The organism is Marinomonas sp. FW-1 (assembly GCF_005222245.1).
GTDB classification, from domain to species: Bacteria; Pseudomonadota; Gammaproteobacteria; order Pseudomonadales; family Marinomonadaceae; genus Marinomonas; species Marinomonas alcarazii.
In genome coordinates this window covers 795,246-819,041 of record NZ_CP025987.1, presented here as the reverse complement: position 1 = coordinate 819,041, position 23,796 = coordinate 795,246, and the positions used below count along the sequence as shown (strand labels likewise).

General features: G+C 43.6%; 19 protein-coding genes and 1 tRNA gene. 3 read left to right on the top strand and 17 right to left on the bottom strand.

Annotation, left to right across the window (positions count from 1 at the left end):
- Positions 1-13: 13 nt before the first annotated feature.
- The 9 genes from nusA to rlmE form a co-directional block, all read right to left on the bottom strand.
- Positions 14-1,504 carry a transcription termination factor NusA gene (gene nusA, locus C1X04_RS03775; RefSeq protein WP_110575211.1) on the bottom strand — a complete coding sequence of 497 codons (1,491 nt, stop codon included), beginning with the start codon at positions 1,502-1,504 and terminating at the stop codon, positions 14-16.
- Between the two features lie 28 nt (positions 1,505-1,532).
- Positions 1,533-1,994: a ribosome maturation factor RimP gene (gene rimP, locus C1X04_RS03770; RefSeq protein ID WP_110575209.1), complete on the bottom strand. Its 462-nt coding sequence runs from the start codon at positions 1,992-1,994 to the stop codon at positions 1,533-1,535.
- 332 nt (positions 1,995-2,326) lie between these two features.
- Positions 2,327-2,412: transfer RNA gene (locus C1X04_RS03765), tRNA-Leu, on the bottom strand.
- Positions 2,413-2,464: 52 nt separating this feature from the next.
- Positions 2,465-2,818 carry a preprotein translocase subunit SecG gene (gene secG, locus C1X04_RS03760; RefSeq protein WP_110575207.1) on the bottom strand — a complete coding sequence of 118 codons (354 nt, stop codon included), beginning with the start codon at positions 2,816-2,818 and terminating at the stop codon, positions 2,465-2,467.
- A 3-nt stretch (positions 2,819-2,821) separates the two neighbouring features.
- A complete protein-coding gene (gene tpiA, locus C1X04_RS03755; protein WP_137169217.1) occupies positions 2,822-3,571 on the bottom strand; it encodes a triose-phosphate isomerase in 750 nt (249 codons plus the stop codon).
- 85 nt (positions 3,572-3,656) lie between these two features.
- Positions 3,657-5,003, bottom strand: coding sequence for a phosphoglucosamine mutase (gene glmM / locus C1X04_RS03750; RefSeq protein WP_137169216.1), 1,347 nt, complete (start codon positions 5,001-5,003; stop codon positions 3,657-3,659).
- Positions 5,003-5,836, bottom strand: coding sequence for a dihydropteroate synthase (gene folP, locus C1X04_RS03745; protein WP_137169215.1), 834 nt, complete (start codon positions 5,834-5,836; stop codon positions 5,003-5,005). The genes glmM and folP overlap by 1 nt, the downstream gene beginning before the upstream one ends.
- 32 nt (positions 5,837-5,868) lie before the next feature.
- Positions 5,869-7,845, bottom strand: coding sequence for an ATP-dependent zinc metalloprotease FtsH (ftsH, locus tag C1X04_RS03740; RefSeq protein ID WP_137169214.1), 1,977 nt, complete (start codon positions 7,843-7,845; stop codon positions 5,869-5,871).
- 60 nt (positions 7,846-7,905) lie between these two features.
- Complete coding sequence (rlmE, locus tag C1X04_RS03735; RefSeq protein WP_110575197.1) at positions 7,906-8,526, bottom strand: 23S rRNA (uridine(2552)-2'-O)-methyltransferase RlmE; 621 nt, start codon at positions 8,524-8,526, stop codon at positions 7,906-7,908.
- A 99-nt stretch (positions 8,527-8,625) separates the two neighbouring features.
- On the opposite strand from rlmE, the gene C1X04_RS03730 reads away from it, so the two are divergent.
- Together C1X04_RS03730 and C1X04_RS03725 are read left to right on the top strand one after the other, a co-directional pair.
- Positions 8,626-8,928 (top strand): YhbY family RNA-binding protein, encoded by a 303-nt coding sequence (locus C1X04_RS03730; RefSeq protein ID WP_110575195.1) that lies wholly within the window; start codon positions 8,626-8,628, stop codon positions 8,926-8,928.
- Positions 8,929-9,028: 100 nt separating this feature from the next.
- On the top strand, positions 9,029-9,871 hold the full coding sequence (locus C1X04_RS03725; RefSeq protein WP_110575193.1) for a hypothetical protein: 843 nt from the start codon (positions 9,029-9,031) through the stop codon (positions 9,869-9,871).
- 71 nt (positions 9,872-9,942) lie between these two features.
- Here the strand turns inward: C1X04_RS03725 and erpA are convergent, their stop codons facing one another.
- The 4 genes from erpA to C1X04_RS03705 form a co-directional block, all read right to left on the bottom strand.
- A complete protein-coding gene (erpA, locus tag C1X04_RS03720; protein WP_110575191.1) occupies positions 9,943-10,290 on the bottom strand; it encodes an iron-sulfur cluster insertion protein ErpA in 348 nt (115 codons plus the stop codon).
- 69 nt (positions 10,291-10,359) lie between these two features.
- Positions 10,360-11,946: a peptide chain release factor 3 gene (locus C1X04_RS03715; protein WP_110575189.1), complete on the bottom strand. Its 1,587-nt coding sequence runs from the start codon at positions 11,944-11,946 to the stop codon at positions 10,360-10,362.
- Between the two features lie 229 nt (positions 11,947-12,175).
- Complete coding sequence (locus tag C1X04_RS03710) at positions 12,176-15,304, bottom strand: efflux RND transporter permease subunit (RefSeq protein ID WP_110575187.1); 3,129 nt, start codon at positions 15,302-15,304, stop codon at positions 12,176-12,178.
- Between the two features lie 3 nt (positions 15,305-15,307).
- Positions 15,308-16,495, bottom strand: coding sequence for an efflux RND transporter periplasmic adaptor subunit (locus C1X04_RS03705; RefSeq protein WP_110575185.1), 1,188 nt, complete (start codon positions 16,493-16,495; stop codon positions 15,308-15,310).
- Positions 16,496-16,588: 93 nt separating this feature from the next.
- Here C1X04_RS03705 and C1X04_RS03700 point away from each other — a divergent pair, with 93 nt between their 5' ends.
- Positions 16,589-17,161 carry a TetR/AcrR family transcriptional regulator gene (locus tag C1X04_RS03700; protein ID WP_110575183.1) on the top strand — a complete coding sequence of 191 codons (573 nt, stop codon included), beginning with the start codon at positions 16,589-16,591 and terminating at the stop codon, positions 17,159-17,161.
- Positions 17,162-17,188: 27 nt separating this feature from the next.
- Here the strand turns inward: C1X04_RS03700 and C1X04_RS03695 are convergent, their stop codons facing one another.
- The 4 genes from C1X04_RS03695 to C1X04_RS03680 form a co-directional block, all read right to left on the bottom strand.
- Positions 17,189-18,079, bottom strand: a complete 891-nt coding sequence (locus C1X04_RS03695; protein WP_110575180.1) for a DMT family transporter — start codon at positions 18,077-18,079, stop codon at positions 17,189-17,191.
- 134 nt (positions 18,080-18,213) lie between these two features.
- Entirely contained in the window at positions 18,214-19,539 is a 1,326-nt protein-coding gene (locus tag C1X04_RS03690) for a Na+/H+ antiporter NhaC family protein (RefSeq protein ID WP_110575179.1), read from the bottom strand.
- A 303-nt stretch (positions 19,540-19,842) separates the two neighbouring features.
- A complete protein-coding gene (locus C1X04_RS03685) occupies positions 19,843-22,179 on the bottom strand; it encodes a glucose/quinate/shikimate family membrane-bound PQQ-dependent dehydrogenase (protein WP_137169213.1) in 2,337 nt (778 codons plus the stop codon).
- Positions 22,180-22,357: 178 nt separating this feature from the next.
- The gene (locus C1X04_RS03680) at positions 22,358-23,551 is read right to left on the bottom strand and encodes an FAD-dependent monooxygenase (protein WP_137169212.1); all 1,194 of its coding nucleotides are present in this window, start codon (positions 23,549-23,551) and stop codon (positions 22,358-22,360) included.
- Between the last annotated feature and the right edge of the window lie 245 nt (positions 23,552-23,796).

Here is a 23,796-nt window from a genome sequence, read left to right as displayed (position 1 = left end):
ATGTACTCAGATTTTATTCAGATTCAGCAAACCAAGGTGCGCGAGCAGTCAAAATAAGACTAGCTGCACGCTCTTCTGTCATACCTTCAACATCAAGCAATTCATCAACTGATTGTTCAGCCAAATCTTCCATTGTAATTACCCCCATAGAGGCAAGAACCAATGCAAGGTGATTATCCATTCCATCCATAGCTAATAAGTCAGCTGCAGGTTTGGCATCATCTAATTGTTCTTCTGCTTGAAGTGCTTTATTCAAAAGAGCTTCTTTTGCTCGTGAACGAAGTTCATTCACTAAATCTTCATCAAATCCGTCAATATCTAACATTTCTTCCATTGGGACATACGCCACTTCTTCTAAAGAAGTGAATCCCTCATCGACCATCTGAATCGCTAAATCATCATCAATATCTAATCCAGTAACAAAGATATCGATTAGTTTTTGCGACTCTTCTTGCTGCTTCGCTTCAGCATCTTCGCTGGTCATCACATTCAAAGACCAACCTGTTAGAGCGGAGGCCAATCGAACGTTTTGCCCATTACGGCCAATCGCCTGAGCTAAATTATCACTCTTAACTGCGACATCCATAGAATGAGCGTCTTCATCAATCACAATAGAATCGACTTCAGCAGGCGCCATCGCATTGATAACCAATTGCGCTGGGTTATCATCCCAAAGCACGATATCAACACGCTCACCATTCATTTCGTTAGAAACAGCCTGAACTCGAGCACCACGCATACCAACACAAGCACCAATAGGATCAATACGACGATCATTCGTTTTAACCGCTATTTTTGCTCTTAGACCTGGATCGCGTGAAGCGCTGCGAATCTCAATAACTTCTTCTGAAATTTCTGGCACTTCAAGACGGAACAGTTCAACCATAAACGCAGGGGCGTTACGTGACAGAATCAACTGAGCACCACGGCTGTCTTCACGAATCTCAAGCAACAATGCACGAATTCTGTCATTCATTCTGAAGCTTTCACGAGCAATCAACTGATCTTTTGGCAAAGATGCTTCAGCATTCTCACCCAAATCAATAATCAAGCTATCGCGAGTCACTTTCTTCACTTGACCGTGAACAAGTTTGCCCACTTTCTCAGAATACAAAGCGACCATTTTAGCGCGTTCAGCTTCACGTACTTTCTGCACGATAACCTGTTTTGCTGTTTGTGCAGCAATGCGTCCAAACGCCTCAGACTCAACTTCTTCTTCGTAAATCTCGCCAATAGCAACGCCAAGATTTTGCTCTTCAGAATCATCAATTGTTAACTCGGAAGCAGGAGCAGAATAATCTTCATCCGCAACAATATTCCATTGACGGTAAGTTTTGTAATCGCCCGTACGTTGATCAATAGATACACGAATTAATGCGTCTTCTTCAAAACGGCGTTTGGCAGCACTAGCTAAAGCAATTTCAACGGCTTCGAAAATAACTTGTTTCGGAACATCTTTCTCGTTGGAAACGGCTTCTACTACCAAAAGAATTTCTTTGCTCATCCTTTTAGCCTCTCTTCAAGGTTAATTTTTAAAATTGTGGAACTACATTTGCCTTATCAATCAAATCGATAGGCAACAAGTATTCTTCTTGATCTACACGAATAACAATATCTTCGCTTTCGATCCCCATTAGTTGCCCTTTGAATTTACGACGACCATCGAAAGGCACTCGCAAACGCAAAGAAACAATAGAACCGATATAAGCCTGATACTGAGCCAAACTGAATAAAGGCCGATCTAAACCTGGTGACGAGACTTCTAGGTTATATTCCCCTGTGATAGGGTCTTCAACATCTAGAATAGAACTAACCTGACGACTGACACGAGCGCAATCCTCAACATCAATTCCTTTCTCATCATCGGTCTCAATAAAAATACGAAGCACAGAATCTTTACCTAGTGATAAATATTCCATTCCCCAAAACTCAAAACCTAACCCTTCAACAACTGGTCGAATGAGCTCTTCTAAAATCGTGTATTTCGCTGACAATCGTTTTCTCCGAATATCATTTTTGTAAAACGCAGAAACAAAAAACGGGCTCAAGGCCCATTTACATTAAAAACTTAGTGCAGCAGTACAGATAACAAAAAACCCCATATAGGGGTTCTTAGCACTCCCTTCAAAATAAATTGAGAGAGAAGCCTTCCAGAAGAAGGTTGTCAATCCTGACACTAAATACTCTAAGAACAAGCTGGTGCGCTTACCTAAGATAGGAAAACAAACAGAAAGCGAATACAAAAACACATAACACTTTCAACAAACCAGATTACTCTGCATCAATATTTCGACATCATACACAAAATACGATATCAATTCAATATTGGTGCGGATGGGGGGACTCGAACCCCCACGAGCATAGCTCACCACCCCCTCAAGGTGGCGCGTCTACCAATTCCGCCACATCCGCAAAACTCTTTCCAAACTCTTCAGTACAAAACGCCAGAAACTAAATGAAATTATTACTCAGTCACTGGAATATCAGAATTTGTTTTATTCTTTTCACCTAACTCTGGCAATCCTGTCGTTTCTTCAACCTGAGGAGCTGAAGGAACAAAATCAACCGCGCCAGAAACACCTTTCGCTTTCTCACTGGCAAAGAACGCCAAACCAAAACTGGTCAAAAAGAAAACCAAAGCGAAGACTGCGGTCATTTTCCCAAAGAAGCTGCCGCCACCTTGGCTACCAAATACTGTTTGGGATGCTCCACCACCAAAAGAGGCACCGGCATCCGCACCTTTGCCTTGCTGCAACAAAACCAACGCGATAATTAATACCGCTGCTAGTACATGCAAAACTAAAATAAGTGCTTCCATTTATTAACCTGCTGTTTTTACAATCGCGATAAATTCTTTTGCATCAAGTGATGCACCACCAACAAGAGCACCATCTACATCAGGCATTTTAAATAAAGCCGAGCTGGTTGATGCTTTAACACTTCCGCCATACAAAATCTGAACTTTCTCAGCAATAGATTTAGATGACTTAGCCAAAAAGGCTCTAATTGACTCATGAACGTCTTGAGCTTGTTCTGCACTTGCTGATAGACCTGTTCCTATAGCCCAAACCGGCTCATAAGCAACAACTAGCTTTTCAAATGCAGAAATACCAACTAGATCAATAACCGCTTGAATTTGACGTTCACAAACTTCAAGAGTTTTGCCCGACTCACGCTCAGCTAATGTTTCGCCGATACACAACATTGGAGTCAGACCCAATTCAAGTATCGTTTTCACTTTGGCTGCAACCAGCTCGTCAGATTCTCCATAAAGAGAGCGACGCTCTGAATGACCAACTAAAACGTACTTAACTCCAAAATCGCTCAACATAGAAGCCGAAACTTCTCCAGTAAAAGCGCCTTTTATCTCTTGGCTTGCATTCTGAGCCGCCAAAACAATATGGCTACCAGAAATAAGGCTGTCGACCTGAGATAAATAAGGAAACGAAGGAGCAATAACTACTTCAGAGCCAGAACCATCCATCTCAAGAAGGCCATTAACAAGTGCAGAAATGCTCTCTTTTGAGCCATTCATTTTCCAGTTACCAGCAACTATCTTTTGACGAATCATATTCTAACCCCTAAATTCGAGGCGCCCATTCTATGGAATGGACGCTTTGGTTTCAAGCATTTATTTTTTCAATTCACAAATCACTTTATTCGCCGCTCTTTGACTCAACAACAGCGTTCACTTCGTCAACAAGATATTCAACCAACTCATCGACCGTATCATTATCACGCCCCTCAACCATTACCCTGATCAAAGGTTCTGTTCCAGATGCTCTAAGTAATACACGACCAAGCCCATTCAAACGCTCATTCGCAACCGCAATGGCCTTTTGCAAAGCAGGCTCTTCATTTGGAATAAACCGTTTAGCGACACGAATATTCTTTAGCTTTTGAGGAAACTTAACCAAACCGACAAGCAGTTCATCAAGGGCCTTACCCTCTTCAACCATGGCACGAAGAACCTGTAAAGCAGCGATAATACCGTCACCTGTAGTGGTAATAGAGCGACAGACGATATGCCCAGAAGGCTCACCACCCAACACCCAGCCGTGTTGCATTAGCTTCTCGTTTACATAACGGTCACCAACAGCAGCCCGACTGAAACCAATACCCGTTTCAGAAAATGCTAACTCTAGGCCGAAGTTACTCATTAACGTCCCCACAACACCACCACTGAAGCGGCCTGTGCGCATCAGATGATTCGCAATGATATACAAAATATCATCACCATCACGCACGACACCATGACGATCCACCAGTATTAGACGGTCACCATCGCCATCTAACGCGATACCTAAATCGGCCTCTTCAGCTAAGACGTTTTTACGCAACAATTCAGGCTTAGTTGCACCACAGAATTCATTGATATTTAACCCATCAGGATTGATACCAATTGGAATTACTTCAGCACCTAATTCAGAAAACACGCGAGGCGCGACATGATAAGTTGCACCATCAGCACAATCGACAACGATTTTTAAACCGCTAAGCTGCAGCCCAATAGGAAAAGTACCCTTGCAATACTCGATATATCGACCAGCGGCATCATCAATACGCTTCGCTCGGCCAATAAGACTGGATTCAACAACCTCCATCGGCTGCTCTAGGAAATACTCTATGCGCTCTTCAATTTCATCAGAAATCTTGCCACCTTCAGCTGAGAAAAATTTAATCCCATTGTCAGTGTAAGGGTTATGTGAAGCACTAATAACAATGCCTGCACTGGCACGAAACGTTCGCGTTAAATACGCAATTGCCGGTGTCGGCATTGGACCCACTAGGCGCACATCCGCCCCAGCAGCAACAATTCCTGATTCCAGCGCAGATTCAAACATATAACCAGAAATACGGGTATCTTTACCAATCAAGATTTTCTTATCATGCTCTTTAAAAACCTGACCTGCTGCCCAACCCAACTTCAACATGAACTCAGGTGTTATAGGCGCTGTCCCGACCTTACCTCGAATCCCATCTGTACCAAAATACTTACGCATTAAACCGCTCCCTCAATACGAGACATTAACGCCAACATTTCTACATGCGGCCTAACATCATGAACTCTAAATATACGTGCACCTTTCAAATAAGCAGAAGCATTTGCTCCCATGGTGCCATAAAGTCTTTCTTCCACAGGATTCCCTAGTACATCACCTATCATGGTTTTCCTAGAAAGCCCCATCAGCACCTCAAAACCTAATAATTTTAAAGTATCAGTATGACTCAACAATGATAAGTTATGGGAAAGCGTCTTTCCAAAGCCAATACCAGGGTCCAAAATAAGCCTAGAACGATCAATTCCAACCGACTCACACGCAGCAACCCTAGACATCAAATACCCAACCACATCGTCCACCACAGAAGTGTAATCAGGTCGATCCTGCATTGTTTGAGGTGCACCTTTCATATGCATCAAACAGATAGGTAAATTTGTCTCAGCAGCGGCCAGCAAAGCCCCTTCACGTTCAAGCGCCCTTACATCATTAATCAGCCCCATACCAAGAGCCGAAGCTGCTCGAATGACATCCGGGGTGCTCGTATCAACAGAGACAATAATATCAAAGCGACGCTTGATCGCTTCAACAACAGGTAAGACACGATCCATCTCTTGCTGAGTGGATACAATTTCGGCACCAGGGCGCGTGGATTCGCCACCGACATCAATAATACTAGCGCCTTCTTGGATCATCACTTCAGATTGACGCAATGCCGCATCTAATGAGTTGAAAGCACCACCATCTGAAAAGGAATCTGGGGTTATATTTAATATCCCCATAACATGAGGAAGGGATAAGTCTAGCGACTTACCCCCAAATGACATTAACGACATGAAAAAACCATATCAAAAAGTACTATTTGAAATCACTCACCTGTTGATTTAGGCGACACCTGACCAGAAGCTGCATCTGCATCATCCGCTTTCACGTCATCATCAGACGATACAACCGCATCATCCTTAACTTGATCAGCATCTTCTGCTTTAGGAGCCTTGGAACCTGGATCAGACCAGCCTTCAGGCGGTGACGGTTTTTTTCCGTCCATGATTTCTTTAATTTGCTTAGCATCAATCGTTTCATACTGCATCAAGGCTTCTGCCATAACATCCAGTTTTGAACGATTTTCAACCAAAATCTTTGTCGCAGTCTCATAACAACGACTAATAATATCCTGAACCTCAGCATCAATAACCTTACCTGTCTCAGGTGAGAAATAGTTCGATTTACTGCCCGTTGGCCCAGAAATAAAGCTACCACTATTGTCGTCTTCTTCGTACGCGAAAGGACCTAATTTTTCAGACAAGCCCCACTTGGTAACCATGTTGCGAGCAATACTAGTAGCGCGTTCAATATCATTTGAGGCGCCCGTTGAAACACCATCAAAGCCATGAATCATTTCTTCAGCGATACGACCGCCGTACAAACTACAAACCTGACTTTCAAGACCACGCTTACTGATACTGTATTTATCTTCCTCTGGAAGATACATGGTGACACCTAAAGCACGACCACGAGGAATAATAGACACTTTATAAACAGGATCATGCTCAGGCATCAAGTAACCAATGATGGTATGACCCGCTTCATGGTATGCCGTGTTTAACTTTTCTTTATCACTCATCACCATGGTCTTACGTTCAGCACCCATGAGGATTTTATCTTTCGCTAACTCAAGCAACTCCATATTCACTAATCGACGATTAGAACGAGCTGCAAACAATGCCGCTTCGTTTATCAAGTTCGCTAAGTCCGCACCAGAAAACCCAGGTGTACCACGAGCGATGTTTTTTGGCTCAACATCATCATCACAAGGCACTTTACGCAAATGCACTTTAAGAATCTGTTCACGACCACGAATGTCTGGCAAACCAACTTGAACCTGACGGTCAAAACGACCTGGACGCAACAATGCTGGGTCCAATACGTCTGGGCGGTTAGTCGCCGCAATAACGATAATACCTTCGTTACCTTCAAAACCATCCATTTCTACCAATAGCTGGTTCAATGTCTGCTCGCGCTCATCGTTACCGCCTCCCATACCGGAGCCACGATTACGACCTACGGCATCGATCTCATCGATAAAGATAATGCATGGTGCGTGTTTTTTAGCTTGTTCAAACATATCACGAACACGAGACGCACCAACACCCACAAACATTTCAACGAAATCAGAGCCCGAAATAGTAAAGAAAGGCACCTTAGCTTCACCAGCAATCGCTTTTGCCAGCAAGGTTTTACCTGTACCTGGAGGACCGCACATCAAGATACCGCGTGGAATTTTACCACCAAGGCGTTGAAACTTACTTGGCTCTCTTAAGAAATCGACAAGCTCTTCAGTATCTTCTTTCGCCTCATCACAACCGGCCACATCGGCAAAGGTTGTTTTAATCTGGTCTTCAGGTAACAGGCGCGCTTTTGACTTACCAAAAGACATTGGTCCGCCCTTGCCGCCGCCACCGCCTTGCATTTGGCGCATGAAAAACATGAAGATGGCAAGAATAAGAAGAATAGGAAAACTGGCGACAAGCAATTGAGTCCAAATGCTTTGCTGCTCAGGCATACGCCCTTCAACAACCACATTATTACTCAGCAAGTCGTCCATAATTTTTGGATCAGCTGCCGCTGGACGCACAGTATCAAAGGTGTCGCCACTGGTTCTACTACCACTAATGGTGTAGCCATCAACAACCACTTTGGCAATACGACCATCCTGAACTTCTTTTACAAATTCAGAGTATGAAATTCGGTTCGTATCAGATGTCGTATTAAAATTATTAAATACAGTTAGTAGTACAGCTGCTATTACCAACCACAACAGTATATTTTTCAGCATATCGTTCAAGAGCACACCTCTAAACGGTTATTTAAAATGTATCTGGTAATCATACCAGAACATATCCCATTAACCTTTATATTGTCTTCCTAATAAGTAAACTTCACGACTTCTTGCTCGCGATGCATCTGGTTTACGTGTTACTACTGACCCAAATTGAGCCCGCATAGTTTTCAGGTATTCTTCGAACCCTTCACCTTGAAACACTTTTACCAGAAAATTCCCACCTGGACGCAATACTTGTGCCGCCATATCCAAAGCAAGTTCTACAAGATACATAGCTTGTGGCTGATCAGAAGAACTGTTACCACTCATATTGGGGGCCATATCTGAAATTACAAGATCTGCTTTCTCATCTCCAATTTCAGCCAAAATAGCCTCGTACACTTCCTGCTCAGTAAAATCACCCTGAACAAAACGCACGCCCGGCAAGGGTGCCATCTCCAATATATCAGAAGCCACAATTGTTCCATGATCCCCAACAAGTTTTGCTGCCACTTGTGACCAACCACCAGGAGCAGCGCCAAGATCCACAACTCGCATAGCGGGTTTGAATAGCTTGTCTTTATCGTTAATCTCTATCAGCTTATAACTGGCTCTAGAGCGATAACCATCTTGCTGGGACTTTTTGACATATGGATCGTCAAAATGTTCCTTCATCCAATTATTACTACTTTTTGATCTTGCCACGTTTTCATCATACCTAAATTAGTCAATATTCCGCTATAATATCGCTTAACCTCTTAAGCCTCCAATAAAGAGGGTCAACTAATATGAGAAAATTTAACTATGAGTCTAACAAACGCCCAAAAAAAGCAATATCGCCTAATCGGCCACGCGCTAAATCCTGTGGTTATGATTGCGGGCAACGGTTTAACTGAAGCCGTATTAACTGAAGTAGATCGCGCATTAGAAGATCACGAGCTTATTAAAGTACGCATTAGCATCGCGGATCGCGAAGTTCGTACCGCTCTTATTGCAGAAATCAGTAAAATCATGAAATGCGAAACTGTTCAGACTATTGGCAAAGTAGCGCTTTTTTACCGTGCAGCTTTAGAGCCAAACCCAAAGCTTTCGAATCTTCTTCGCTAAATACACCATGAGATAGTCTTTTTTGAACAAAAAACAGACTATCTCTAAACTCTTCAACGATATGGCCGATACTCTTGATAGCGAATCAAGGAGTCGTATTATGCTGTTCATAGAGGCGCTCAATCGAGCATCAAACCAACCGAGCGAGAGAAAAACCATTTCTCGGGTCAAATATCGCCCTATAACCAGTAATCAAGATTCAGTTGACCTAAGCTCTGCTGCGCATCAGGTAAAAGAAATATACCTAGATAGCCAAAATAAAGAATCGCTTACGGCCTCAACCAGTATATTCGCCAACCTAATTGAACACGTACTCAGCCACATATTTGAAGCTAAGTTCCACATTCACTCACCAGAAGAACTCGACTTAGACAAAAAAGAATGGCGTCTTTTTTTACAAGTGCCCCCTATACACGCAAACAAAAACAACAAAACAGCGGGATACATGGCACCAGAGATTCATCGACGACCACCAGCAAAACAACTCATTTTCCACATTCCGGTTAAGCCTTCATACGGAATACCTGTGGAAATGACCCTACTTTTATCGCCACATAACGGCTCCCCTGAAACATTAGAGCTTTTTCACTCGCTCCCTAAAGAAAATTCTCTGCCTGTACTAAAAACACCGTATCCGCCAGAATTTTTGGATCAGCAAACCAGGCATCACCACATTTTGCTGGATCAAGATGGCGAGCCAGATCAGCTTTCAGCCCTCTATGCTCATGTTAATCAAAGTAAGTTAGCTGAAGAAAGTTCACTGCCAAAGCAGATGTTTGGTTTAAGAATTTGGCGAGCCAAGAACAACGCCCTAACACCGATAGTATTAGGAAGTAATAAAATAGGCCTGCTTTTTGTCGGTCACTACACAGCACTAGAAGGCAACATTCACAGCGTAGAGCAAAGCGCTAGACAAGCATCCAATCTCTATACCAAAGCCTAATTGTAAACGCCAGCCAATAAAAAACCCTTCAAGCCAGAAGCTTGAAGGGTTTCAGTAACAAAACACTAGAGTTAAATACTAAAGCTTGCGCCACAACCACACGTTGATGTGGCATTAGGGTTCTGCACCACAAAGCGCGAGCCTTCTAAGTTTTCTTTATAGTCTACTTCAGAGCCAACTAAGTATTGGAAGCTCAACGGATCGACCACTAAAGTCACTCCATTACGCTTAACTTCTGTATCGTCTTCTTGATGCTCTTCATCAAACGTAAAACCATACTGAAAGCCAGAGCAACCGCCCCCTGTTACATAAACTCGCAACATGAGTCGATCGTTCTCTTCTTCTTCAATCAAAGATTGCAACTTAGCCGCAGCTGCGTCTGTAAACTCGATAGGATCAATCGATTCAACCATGCTCATTTCAATACCACTAAAACCATTTCAATAAATGAATTATCCGCTTATCCGAGTAATTTAGTCAAGTATAGATCAGTGCTCTCGAGTAGAACGGAAACGTACTTCAGGCCATTTCTCTTCGGCCATCATCAGATTTACTCTTGTTGGCGCTAAATAAGTTAAATGGCCACCGCCATCAATCGCCAAATTATCACGACATTTGTTCTTAAATTCTTCAAACTTCTTAGCATCATCACATTCAACCCAGCGAGCGGTATTAACGTTAACGGGTTCGTAAATGCACTCAACTTTGTATTCGTCTTTTAAACGATAAGCCACAACTTCATATTGCAACTGACCTACCGCACCAACAATCAGTTCATTATTGCGTTGTGGCATAAATAGCTGAGTAGAACCTTCTTCGGAAAGCTGCTGCAACCCTTTCTGTAACGCTTTCATTTTCATTGGATCTTTCAAGCGTACACGGCGAAACAATTCTGGGGCAAAGTGAGGAATACCTGTAAATTTCAAATCCTCACCTTCTGTAAAGGTATCACCGATTTGAATCGTGCCATGGTTATGCAAACCAATGATATCACCAGAAAATGCCTCATCAACACCCTCACGATCGCCAGCGGTGAAAGACACCGCATCCGTCACCTTAATATCTTTTCCAATGCGACAGTGACGCATTTTCATGCCGCGGCTGTAGGTTCCTGAACACACTCGCATAAACGCAATACGGTCACGGTGCTTTGGATCCATATTGGCTTGGATTTTAAAGATAAAACCAGAGAACTTTTCTTCTTTCGCGGCAACTGTACGAGAGTTTGTTTCGCGATCGATCGGTGCGGGAGCCCACTCAACAAAGCCGTCCAGCATTTCGCGAACACCAAAGTTAGACAACGCCGTACCAAAGAACACAGGCGTTAATTCACCAGCAAGATACGCATCATGATCAAACTCATGACTAGCACCACGAACTAACTCGATCTCTTCAACGTACGCTTCCCAATCATCACCAAGCAACTCCTTCGCTTCATCAGACTCTAACCCTTCGATACGAATGTCATCCATCAAAGTATGACCACGTCCACGAACAAATACGTGGATAGTATCAGTATAAAGGTTATAAACCCCTTTAAAGAAATCACTCATACCTATGGGCCACGTGATAGGAGCCGCGGCAATTTTCAACACATCTTCCACTTCGTCCAGCAACTCAATCGGATCACGAATATCGCGGTCCATTTTGTTAATGAAAGATAAAATAGGCGTATCACGAAGACGACAAACATCCATCAACTTGATCGTGCGATCCTCTACACCCTTCGCACCGTCGATCACCATCAACACAGAATCAACAGCTGTTAACGTTCGGTAGGTATCTTCAGAGAAATCTTCGTGCCCAGGGGTGTCCAGCAAGTTAACCGTACGATCTCTATAAGGAAACTGCATCACAGAAGAGGTAATCGAGATACCACGCTGCTTCTCCATTGCCATCCAATCTGATGTGGCATGCTTATCACCTTTACGCCCTTTCACTGAACCTGCAGTCTGTATCAGCTGCCCTAGTAACAGCAATTTTTCAGTGATAGTAGTTTTACCGGCGTCTGGGTGCGAGATAATAGCGAAAGTACGTCTATCGCTTACTTCATTAAGGAAATTCTGGTCTGCCATTAAAGTGTTCTTTTAGGTTATACGCGAGCTTATTATAAAGCCCCGTGATGTTAATCTTGGATTCTATACGCCTATTTTCGCTGATCTCGACGTTATAAACAATCAATGCTCTACGAATTATTCGCAAACGCTTACTTTAACTCTCTTCAGTAAACAGTTTACTGCACAAAAAAAGGAGCCAAAGACGGCTCCTTTTTTACTTATTAGCTTTGCTTTTAGCTAAGCTCAATTACTCTGCGTTTTCTTCAGTTACTAATCCATCTGGACGTTTCGGAAAGATCCGACGAACAACAACAAAGAATAAAGGCACAAAGAAAATAGCCAATACAGTTGCCGTCAAAGTACCGCCCACGATACCTGAACCTATAGAAATTCGACTATTTGCACCTGCACCAGAAGAAAGCGCTAGCGGTAAAGTACCCACCATAAACGCCAAAGACGTCATGATAATAGGACGTAAGCGCAAGCGAGCAGCTTGAGCAGCAGCATCCCACACCCCAAGTCCTCGTCGATAAGCCGCTTCAGCGAACTCTATGATCAAGATCGCATTCTTAGACGACAAACCTATGGTGGTTAATAACGCGACCTGGAAATACACATCGTTTTCCAAACCACGCAAATGCGCCGCTGCAGCAGAACCTATTACCCCAAGAGGAATAACCATGATCACCGAGAAAGGCACAGTCCAGCTCTCATACAAGGCTGCAAGACATAGGAATACAACCAAAATCGAAATGGCGTACAACAATTGCGTCTGCCCACTCGATAAACGCTCTTGATAAGACAAACCACTCCAAGAGCCTGTGACACCAGGTAAGTTGTTCGTAATACGCTGCAATTCATCCATGGACTCACCCGAACTCACGCCAGGAGCTCCTGAACCTTGAATTTCATAAGAAGCGAGGCCGTTAAAACGAGACAAACTCTTCGGTCCATATGTCCATTCGCTTTTAGCAAAAGCAGAAAATGGCGTCATCGTATTGTCATTACTTCGAACATACCAGTGCTGTAAATCTTCAGGAGCAGAACGGTATTCCGCTTCACCTTGCATATAAACAGTCTTAACACGACCACGGTCGATAAAGTCATTGATATAACGACCAGCCCACGCGCTGCTCAAGGTTGAGCTGATATCAGATAAAGACAAGCCAAGCGCAGACGCTTTTTCTTGGTCTATATCAATATGCAGTTGCGGCCCTTCAGACTGTGAACCCAAGCGAACACCAGTCAATAACGGGCTTGCATTAGCATCGTTAAGCAAATTATTTCGCATCTCAAGCAAGGTTTCACGATCAGTGTTACCGGTTGCCTGAAGCTGGAAAGTAAAGCCACTACTCTGACCCAAACCTTGGATTGAAGGCGGAATTAGAGAGAAGATTTGCGCATCACGTATACCTGCAAAAGCACCATAAGAACGACCAACGATAGCGCTAGCACTATTCGCAGGGCCAATTCGCTCACTCCAATCTTTTAACGCAATGAACGCCAAACCTGCGTTTTGGCCACTGCCCATAAAGTTAAAGCCAGAAATGGTGAACACGTCATTAACATTGTCTTTCTCAGTTTCGAGGAAATAGTTTTCCACTTCCTGCATAACCTTATCAGTACGAGACATAGAGGCGCCTTCAGGCAAAGACACCATAACCATCACTCGACCTTGGTCTTCGGTTGGCAAGAAACCAGAAGGCAAATTCAACATCAAGCCGCTTAAACCGGCAACGATCATGCCGTATACCAGCATCCAGCGAACAGGCTTTTTAATGATACGACTAACACCATTAAAATATTTGCCCGTAAAACGGTCAAAGTTTCGATTAAACCAACCACCAAGACCCTTGTATTCATCTGAATGATCTTTTGGTTTTAACAGAGTCGCACACAAAGCTGGCGTTAAGGTTAATGCCACAATCACAGACAAAACCATGGCAGCAACGATGGTTACCGAAAACTGACGATAAATAACCCCCGTAGAACCACTAAAGAACGCCATCGGTAAAAATACCGCAGACAAAACGACCGCAATACCGATAAGGGCACTTGTGATTTCTTTCATGGACTTGATCGTCGCCTCTTTAGGAGACAGCTTTTCTTCTTCCATGACTCGCTCAACGTTCTCAACCACAACGATGGCGTCATCAACAAGCAAACCGATAGAGAGTACGATACCGAACATGGTCAGTGTATTGATCGAGAAACCAAATACCTCCAACACACCAAATGTACCTAAAAGTACAACAGGCACTGCAATTGCAGGAATGAGCGTCGCACGCCAGTTCTGCAAAAAGACGAACATGACAATGATTACCAAAGCAATGGCTTCAAAGAGAGTTTTGACCACTTCTTCGATGGATATTTTAATAAAGTCAGTATTATCAACAGGGAATGAAAATTTATACCCTTCAGGCAAACTGCCAGACAAATCATTCAACGTCTTTTTCACCGCTTCCGACGTCGATAAGGCATTTGCGCCTGGCGCCAACATCACAGCCAAACCAGAGGCAGGGTGTTTATTCAAACGGGGAATGTAGCCATAAGACTCACTACCAAGCTCAACCCTTGCAACATCACTCAAACGAACCGTTGCACCACTGTCATCATAAGTCAGTATGATGTCTTTAAACTGCTCTGCCGTTTGTAATTTAGACTGAGCGGTGACTGTGACGTTAAGTTCTTGCCCTTTAACAATCGGGTAAGCACCAAGGCTACCTGCAGCAACCTGAGTATTTTGAGCATTAATTGCTGCTGCGATATCAGAAGGCATCAACTTATAAGAGGCCAATTTCAGTGGATCCAACCAAACGCGCATGGCGTAAGCCGCACCAAATACTTGGATACTACCAACACCATCAACACGAGAAACAGGGTCCTGAATGCTTGACACTAAAAAGTCAGAAATATCATTTGCTGTATCTCTATCTGTCTCATCATAAACAGACGCTACCATCAAAAAGTCTGAGTTCGCTTTGCGAACAGTCACACCGTTTTGCTGAACAGACGTTGGCAAATTGGACGTAATTTGCTGAATTTTATTTTGCACTTGTACTTGTGCAATATCAGCATCTGTACCTTGCTCAAAAGTAACATTTATACTTGCACGACCACTTGAGCTACTGGAAGACGAGAAATATAAAAGACCGTCAAGGCCAGTCAATTGCTGCTCTAATACTTGAGTAACACTGTTTTCAACCGTTTCAGCTGAAGCACCAGAATACGTTGCTGAAATACTAATCGTAGGTGGCGCTACATTAGGGTATTGAGAGATTGGTAAGGCCGTTATTGCACCAAGACCTGCCAGCATAATCGCAATGGAAATAACCCACGCGAATACCGGACGATTGATAAAAAAATGAGCTAACATAGATTAATTCCCTTGAGTCGAAGAACCGCTGGCATCGACAATAGCACCAGTCTCACTATCTCGTTTCATTGCAAACGGCACGACTTCAGTGCCTGGTTTTGCCTTCATAGAACCTTCAACAATGACTTTTTCACCCGATTGAATACCAGAGAGAACCAACCACTGATTACCCAAAGAGCGTTCAATGTTCAAAATACGGCGCTCAACCACATTTTTATCGTTAACAACCAAGGCAACAGGATTGCCTTTAACGTCACGAGAAACGGCTTGCTGAGGCACTAGAATCGCTGAATTATGTGTTAGCTCATTAATCAAGCCACGAACAAACATTCCCGGCAAAAGAAGGTTATCTGGATTTGGAAATTCAGCACGCAACGTGACACTACCGGTGGACTCATCTACGCTTATTTCTCTGGCTTTCAAACTACCTTTATATTGGTACTCTGTGCCATCCTCTAGAATCAAAGAAACTTGATTTGAGCCACGCTCAACACCCTCTTTTGTTAAAAACGTACGCTGTTTAAGCTGATCCAAACTTGTTTGAGATAAGTCTACAAAAATAGGGTCCAATGAACGAACCGTTGTCATAACGGCAGCCTGACTACCCGTCACCAAGGCACCTACAGTAACGCGAGAGATACCGATTCGACCATCGATAGGGGATTTGATTTTAGTGTAACCTAAATTGATTTTGGCGTTTTCTAACGCGGCTTCAGACCCTTTTTGCCTTGCTTTAGCTTCTAGAAAAGCCACTTGCGCATCATCTAAATCTTGCTGAGAAACATTATTTTGCTTACGCAGCTCTGTGTAGCGTTGCAGTTTCAACTGCGCAGATTTGAGGCTTGCATTCGCTGACTCTAAGTCCGCTTGAGCTTGGTTATAAGAAGAAACATAAGTAGAGTCATCCAATTCGTAAAGCAAATCACCTGCTTTAACATTTTGACCTTCCTCAAAAAAACGCTTCTTAACGATTCCACCCACCTGCGGACGAATTTCTGCGACCAAGCTTGAAGTGGTACGTCCAGGTAATTCAGCAATTAGATCTGTTTTTTGGGCTTCAATACTAACGACTCCCACTTGCACTTTCGGAGCCGGTGGTTTTGCAGAAGCAGACTCAGCAGCCTCTTCCTGACAACCAGCCAACAAAAAAATAACTAACACGCTTAAAGCATATTTAGATTTAGACAACATTGAGGAAACTTCCTTTCGAGATATTGAGAATGACCATTCACTAGCACTATAATACAAGAAATGTACCTAATATATGTCAAAACGTGCAAATAAATGAGATCTATTAAGCCGCCATGTCACAGCGATCAGCGAAAGCAATGCATTATTGATGCCACTGAACAACACGCCCTTGTGAAAGGCTTTCATAAAGCCAGTATGAGCGAAATTGCCAAAACAGCTGGACTGAGTGTTGGCCAAATTTATCGATACTTTGCACACAAAGATGACATTATCTGCGCTTTAGTAGACCAATTTACCGAAAAAAGATTACAGTTTATGGCGTCTTTTTTAGATAAAAAAGATTGGCTAAACCGACACTTTTCTGAAGAAAATCAAGACACTCATAGCATGAGAGTGATGCACTATGAAATCCAAGCGGAAGCATCACGTAACCCTGTTATCGAGAAAATCTATATGGAATCCAATAACCGCTTACAAGCTCGCGCGGTAAAAATTCTTCAATCTCAATACCCCAAAATGGCAAAAGCAGAAATCATCGCACGTATTGAAATACTCGTTACGCTTACTGAAGGCTTACTGGCCAGATGGGACTCACAGAACAGACCTTTTAACGAAGAAACGCAGTTAATCTATCAGCAAACTTTAGACACGATTCTGCCCGATTAAATATTCACTCAGAAGTTTAAAACTCTCTCATGAATATTTACGCGTTTTGAATATGCCCCTAATTTGAGGCCAGCGGCTAATTAACATCGCAACAAAGATCAAAAAACAGCCAAATATCTGACCACCCGACATCGACTCCCTAAACCAAAATACCGCAAAGATAGCAGTCCAAACAGGCTCCAAATTCATAATAACTGCCGCATGACTTACTGGCGTCAAACTCATCCCATAAGCTTGTAATAAAAACCTCAGACTACTGGCAATCAAAGTACTCGCAAGGAACCAACCGGCCACCTCAAGACTAATGCTGTGCGGAAGCGATTCTGTTAACAGTGATAGCAACAATAAGACACAGCCTGCCGCCAATAACTGAATCGTCGTTAATACTAAAACATGCATACGCATAGAAAAACGCGACAATAAATTAAGCTGAAACGCCAAGCCTAACGCCGAACAAAAAAAGTACACATGGGCAAACTCGAAATCCAAGCCATTATCCAATGCCAAAAAAGCCAAGCCTAAAACAGCCACTGGCAAGGCAAGCCAAATACTCAATGGTGGCCTAGCGCCAAACATAAATCGCGCAATCAAAGGCACCAAGACAACCCCTAGGCTGGCGATAAAAGCCCCCACTCCTAAGTTCGAACCTTGATCTAAGCCTTTCACCCAAAACATCATGGTGATCCCCATCACCAAACCAACCAAACCCGCCCGCTTAACATCCTGCCAGTTTAGCCCCTGAAAATATTTCAACCCAGCAAGATACAAAACAAAACCCGCAACAAGAAAACGTACCCCCATAAAAAACTGCGGTGGCATTCCTGAGATGGCTTCTTTTGAAAAGATCCAACCAAACCCCGCCAAAATAGTGACGAAGACTAAAATCAATTCAGCTTTCAGATGAGTCCCTTGTTTCAAGAGCTTTCCTTACTTAAAAATAATAATGTTGGACAGAAAAGGCGCTACCCCTACCAAATGCAAGACACAAAAAAGCCTGCATACCGAGTGAGCTATCACTAAGTTCGCAGGCTTTAAAAATTTATTGCTTGTTACTAAACCTTATTTGCTTTCGTACCTTTAGGCCAGCTAATAAAAATAGAAATCAAAGCGGCAACGGCCAATAACCAACTGTATTGGACATAACTAATTAGTTCTAATGGTGACACCTTCGCTAAAGAAGAAGCCAATAAGATTTGCGCGCCATAAGGCAAGATACCTTGTACCACACAAGAGAAAATATCCAACAAGCTAGCACTGCGTTTCGAATCAACATTGTAGCGCTCAGCAATATCTTTTGCGACTGAACCATTAATTAAAATAGACACCGTATTGTTGGCTGTGCATAAATTAGTCAACGCGACAGCAGCACTGATACTCAACTCTCCTGCACGAGTAGAGCCTTCTTTCGCTCCTAGGCCACGGCTAATACGCTCAATCGCACCAACCAACCAAGCCAAGCCGCCTTGTGATTTCATTAATCCAGCAAGACCACCAATTAACAAAGATAAAATCAGAATCTCTTGCATCCCAGTGTAACCCGCATAAATATCCGCGGACCAAGAAGCCACTGAATAGTCAGGCTGCATCGTCAGACCAATCACACCCGCCAAGATAATGCCACTAAACAAGACTAAGATGACATTCACCCCAGCCACAGCCAAGCCCAAAACGGCCACATAAGGCAATACTCGAATCAGTTCGTAATCTTGAACATCGGCAATATGCGCTTCTTCACTCTGAAAAAATAACCACACCAAAGCCGCCAGTGCCGCAGGCAAAGCAATTTTAAAGTTCATGCGAAATTTATCTCGCATATCACAGCCTTGCGTTCTCGTTGCCGCGATTGTGGTATCGGAGATAATCGACAAGTTATCACCAAACATCGCACCGCCAATCACAGTCCCTACTGTCAATAACAAAGGCAAATCCGCAGCTTCCGCAACACCAATGGCAATTGGCGCAATAGCGGCAATGGTTCCCATGGAAGTCCCCATGGACGTTGCAACGAATGCGGTGATAACAAACAAGCCCGGCAATAATAAAGAGGCAGGTACAATGCTCAAACCAAAGTTAACCGTTGCATCCACTCCGCCAACGCTTTTTGCTACGCTGGCAAAAGCGCCAGCCAACAAATAAATCAAGATCATAGTGATAATCGTGTTATCACCTACGCCTTGAATAAAAGTCTCAATACGCTGATTGAAGTGTCCTTTACCTAACAAAATAGCCAAGGCAATCGCAGGTAAAATAGCGACAGGTGCAGAGATCTGATAGAAGGCGAAATCGACACCTTCAGACTGATACCAAAGGCCACTGCCAACAAAAAGAACAAGGAAAAGTAACAATGGCAACAATGCCAAAGGAGATTTAGAAGTCATATCGTCTGAGGATTCCAGATTAAGTTAACCCTGCAACTTTTGGTCTTAGGGAAGAAAGGCGCGAATGATAGTAAAAAGTCGTCAACGAGACCAATAATAATTAGCAATGTCGTTGTCACAAAACGTTATAACCAAAAAATCAAATAGATCACCTTTTTATTCAATATAGACATATACACAATACTAGAACTCACAAGCAATAAAAAACCCAATCATTAAGACAAACCATTATTGGCTAGCCTTAACCTTGGGTTTTTCTTTTAGCTATAAAACCACCTAGCTATAAAGCAAAGAACTCTTAGGTTATTTTTTCAGTTTATAAGCGACGACATAGTCTCCAATCGTGGTGCCAATAGAACCGTGTCCACCAGCTACCTGAACAACCATTTGCTCGCCTTTGCTGTTCAAATATGTCATTGGTGTTGCTTGACCACCTGCTGGCAAACGCCCTTTCCATAACTCTTTACCCGTAGACAAATCATAAGCTCGCAAATAGTTATCCACGGCTGCTGCCATAAAGACAACACCACCATCCGTGATAACGGGACCGCCAATTCCAGGCATACCCATTTCGATTGGTAGCTTAAGTGGCGTCATATCTTCAATTGTGCCGTTTTTATGCTTCCATACCGTTTTGCCCGTTTTAAGATCGACACCAGCAACATAACCCCAAGGTGGCTGCTGACAAGGCACGCCTAATGGCGATAAGAAAGGTTTCAACTCAACCGCATAATCTGCGCCTTCATTTGAGTTTAGGCCCTGCTCGCCCTTATTTGATTCTCCCAAATCAACACCATCTTTTGGCACTAGGGTTGATGTAAAGGCTAGATAAAGCGGCATACCAAACATTTGCTGACGTTTAGGGTCAACGGCAATGCTGCCCCAGTTGAATACCCCAAAATTACCAGGATAGACGATGGTTCCCTGCAACGAAGGCGGAGTGTATCGGCCCTCATAACGTAACTGCTTAAACTGGATTCGGCACATGAGCTGGTCCAAAGGTGTACCACCCCACATATCAGCCTCTGTCAATTTAGCTGGCTTAAACGTCAACGCCGAAGTGGGTTGGGTTTTCGCAGCATAATCACCAGGAATCGTGCCCTGTGGCGCAGGCTCTTCTGTAATAGGGAAAATCGGCTCGCCCGTTTTCCTATTCAATACGTACACATCACCTTGCTTAGTGGGCACCACCAGAGCAGGCTGCTTACCCGTTGGCGTATCTAAATCCAACAACGCGGGTTGGGCAGGGGTGTCCATATCCCATAAATCGTGATGAACAAATTGTTGAACCCAAGCAACCTGACCCGTTTCAAGGCTCAGAGCCACAACAGAGGTTGCGTATTTTTCTTCCGCAGGAGAACGGTACATACCCAGTTGATCCGGCGTGCGGTTCCCCATTGGGAAATACACCAAACCTAGATCTTCATCAGCACTGGCAACAGACCAACTGTTTGGTGAGCTTGTCGCATAGGTTTCATTAGGACCAATCGGTGTTGTGTCATCTGGATGGCCTGAATCCCAGTTCCACATCAACTCACCTGTTTTTACATCATAAGCACGGATCACACCTGAAGGCGAGTTCACCGCATAATTATCATTCACCGATCCCGCGACAATCACCACACCACCAGCCACTATTGGCGGCGACGTAGAATAATAATAACCAGACTGTTTGAATGGCATATTGTGCATTAAGTCCAATTCACCATTATCAGCAAAGTTAGCACAACGGGCACCAGTGGTTGGATCCACAGCCACTAGACGAGCATCAGACGTAGGTAAAAACAACTGAGCATCACATTGCATACTCGTTAAGCTTTCAGCTGGTACAGATGATTTTTGAACAGGAGGAAGAGGCGCATTCGAAGGCGGTAAATAAGATACACCACGGCAAGTCTGATGCTGACGCTGACTTTCTTCAGGAACTTTTGCATCATAAACCCATTGTTCTTCACCAGTATCGGCATCCAAAGCCACAATCCAGTTATGTGGCGTACACACATAAAGAGCATTCGCCAACTTTAGCGGTGTTGCCTCATAAGTCGTTTCACCAACGTCTTTTGGACCTTTTTTATCACCTGTTTGATACTGCCAAGCAACTTGAAGCTGGTCAGCATTATCAGGGGTTATCTGCGCCAAAGGCGAAAAACGCTGACCTAAGTTACTGCGTCCATAGGCATTCCACTCCCCTTGATTCACATCCCCCATGTCGGCGTCAGGAATGCTAACAGAGCGAGTCATTTGCCCTTCGATCGTCGTTGGAGATGTCATAAATAGAGGCGATATAGTCACCAAGGCAGTCGCTAACCAAACAGGAAATAACAAGCGTCCACCGGCAGGACGTTTGAAGAAAGCGAATAAAAGAAGAGGAATCGCTAGAACTAAGAAAAGCCCCATTCGAGCCGCCAATGGCCACCAGCTCAAACCGGATTCCATAATCGACCAAATCAAGGTTCCCACTAATAAGAGCGCATAAATAAGGTTAGCTATTTTATTACGCTTTCTTAGCAATAGAGCAACAGCGATAAATGCAACACCAGCAACAACGTAGTAAGAACTACCGTCAAGTGCCACTAACCAACCGCCACCGAATAGCAACGCTAGCCCTATTGCTAAAAAAAGTACCGAAAGAATTATCATATAAACTCATCCCTTTGTGTTTGATTCATTCATTTAATTCAGGAGCACAAATGCCAAACGAGCACTGAAAGCCGTCAAGCTACCTATTTACCATAGATGATTACAGTTCAAAGGAAAAGTTTAGAGCACAAAATGACAAAATAGACTTTTTTCTTACATATTTAAAAGGCGATACTCCTCACCCCTGAGTTACATCATGGCCATAAACAGCATCCAACTTAGATTGAATAACATTAGGAACAAAGCGACCTGCGGCCTGGAGCGCTCTTAATTTCGCCTTGCCAAATACACCGCCCTGCATATGATAGAGACCAGCGTTGGCTTTCGACATCTGCTGAACTTTGGTTGCTCTTGGCTTTCGAGTTTGCTCATACTCGACCAATGCTGCATGGCATTCGTAGCGAGCTAAATTTTCAGCCAAAACATACGCATCCTCAATTGCCATGGCCGCTCCTTGTGCCATAAAAGGCAACATTGGATGACAAGCATCGCCTAACAAAACCACTCGTCCCTGATGCCAAGTAGGCAATTCGTCACGCCCATTCAGAGCCCATAAAAAAGTACTTTTCGCACAAGCAATCAACTGGCTAACCTCAGGGTGCCAATCAGCAAAAACTCGTTTCAATTCGGCTATGTCCCCCTCTTCACGCCAAGATTCGGACAGCCAATCACTGCGCTCTTCAACCGCAACAAAGTTAACGTAATCACCACCACGCAGATAATAACTGACAAAATGCCGACCAGGCCCCGCCCAAACACAGGCATCCGGCTTCACATTAACTGCCAGATCACTCACAGGAATAACACCACGCCATGCCACCTGCCCCATAAAAGTGGGGCGCTCCTTTCCAAGCATTTGCTCACGTACTTTTGAGCGAATGCCATCCGCACCAATCAGTAAATCCCCCCAAATTTCACGTCCACCATCAAGGGACACACAAACTTGATTTAGCGCCTTATCTTCGCGGTAAGAATCTACCGTTGAATTGAGCACTAATTCCACACCCGCTTGGGAACAGGCTTGCGCCAATACCTGATGCAAATCAGCGCGGTGCAAATGCCAATAAGGCGCGCCATATCGCACTTCGGCTTGCTCCGCCAAAGGAGATTTAAGGTAATATTCACCCGTTTTATAATGTCGAATCGCAGCGTTCTGAGGCACAAAAGCAAAAGCGCTTAGCTCTGCCTCTAAACCCAGTTCACGCAGAACTTTCATGGCATTCGGGCTCATTTGTAAACCCGCCCCCACCTCACCAAGACTTACGGCTTGCTCACAAACCACCACTTGAATATCACGCTTTGCCAAAGCTAATGCTGCACACAAGCCACCAATCCCAGCACCTGCAATCACAACACGATTAACCTGCTTCAAATAACACCCTCTCTTTTAAAATGAGATTTTTATAAACAATCTACAGGGCATAGTAGCGACTTTCCGTTGAAATAAAACCGACCCATGTCACTAATGATAAAATGAGCCTAAAAATAGCCGACCTCAAAAACAACACCTTGTTAAAACATGTTTAAAATAGACTAATATGCATACTGTTAAATTTCAGTAAGAGGCTTACCACATAGCATGTAGAGCCGATATAAGGTAAGCTTCGCGAAATTCTT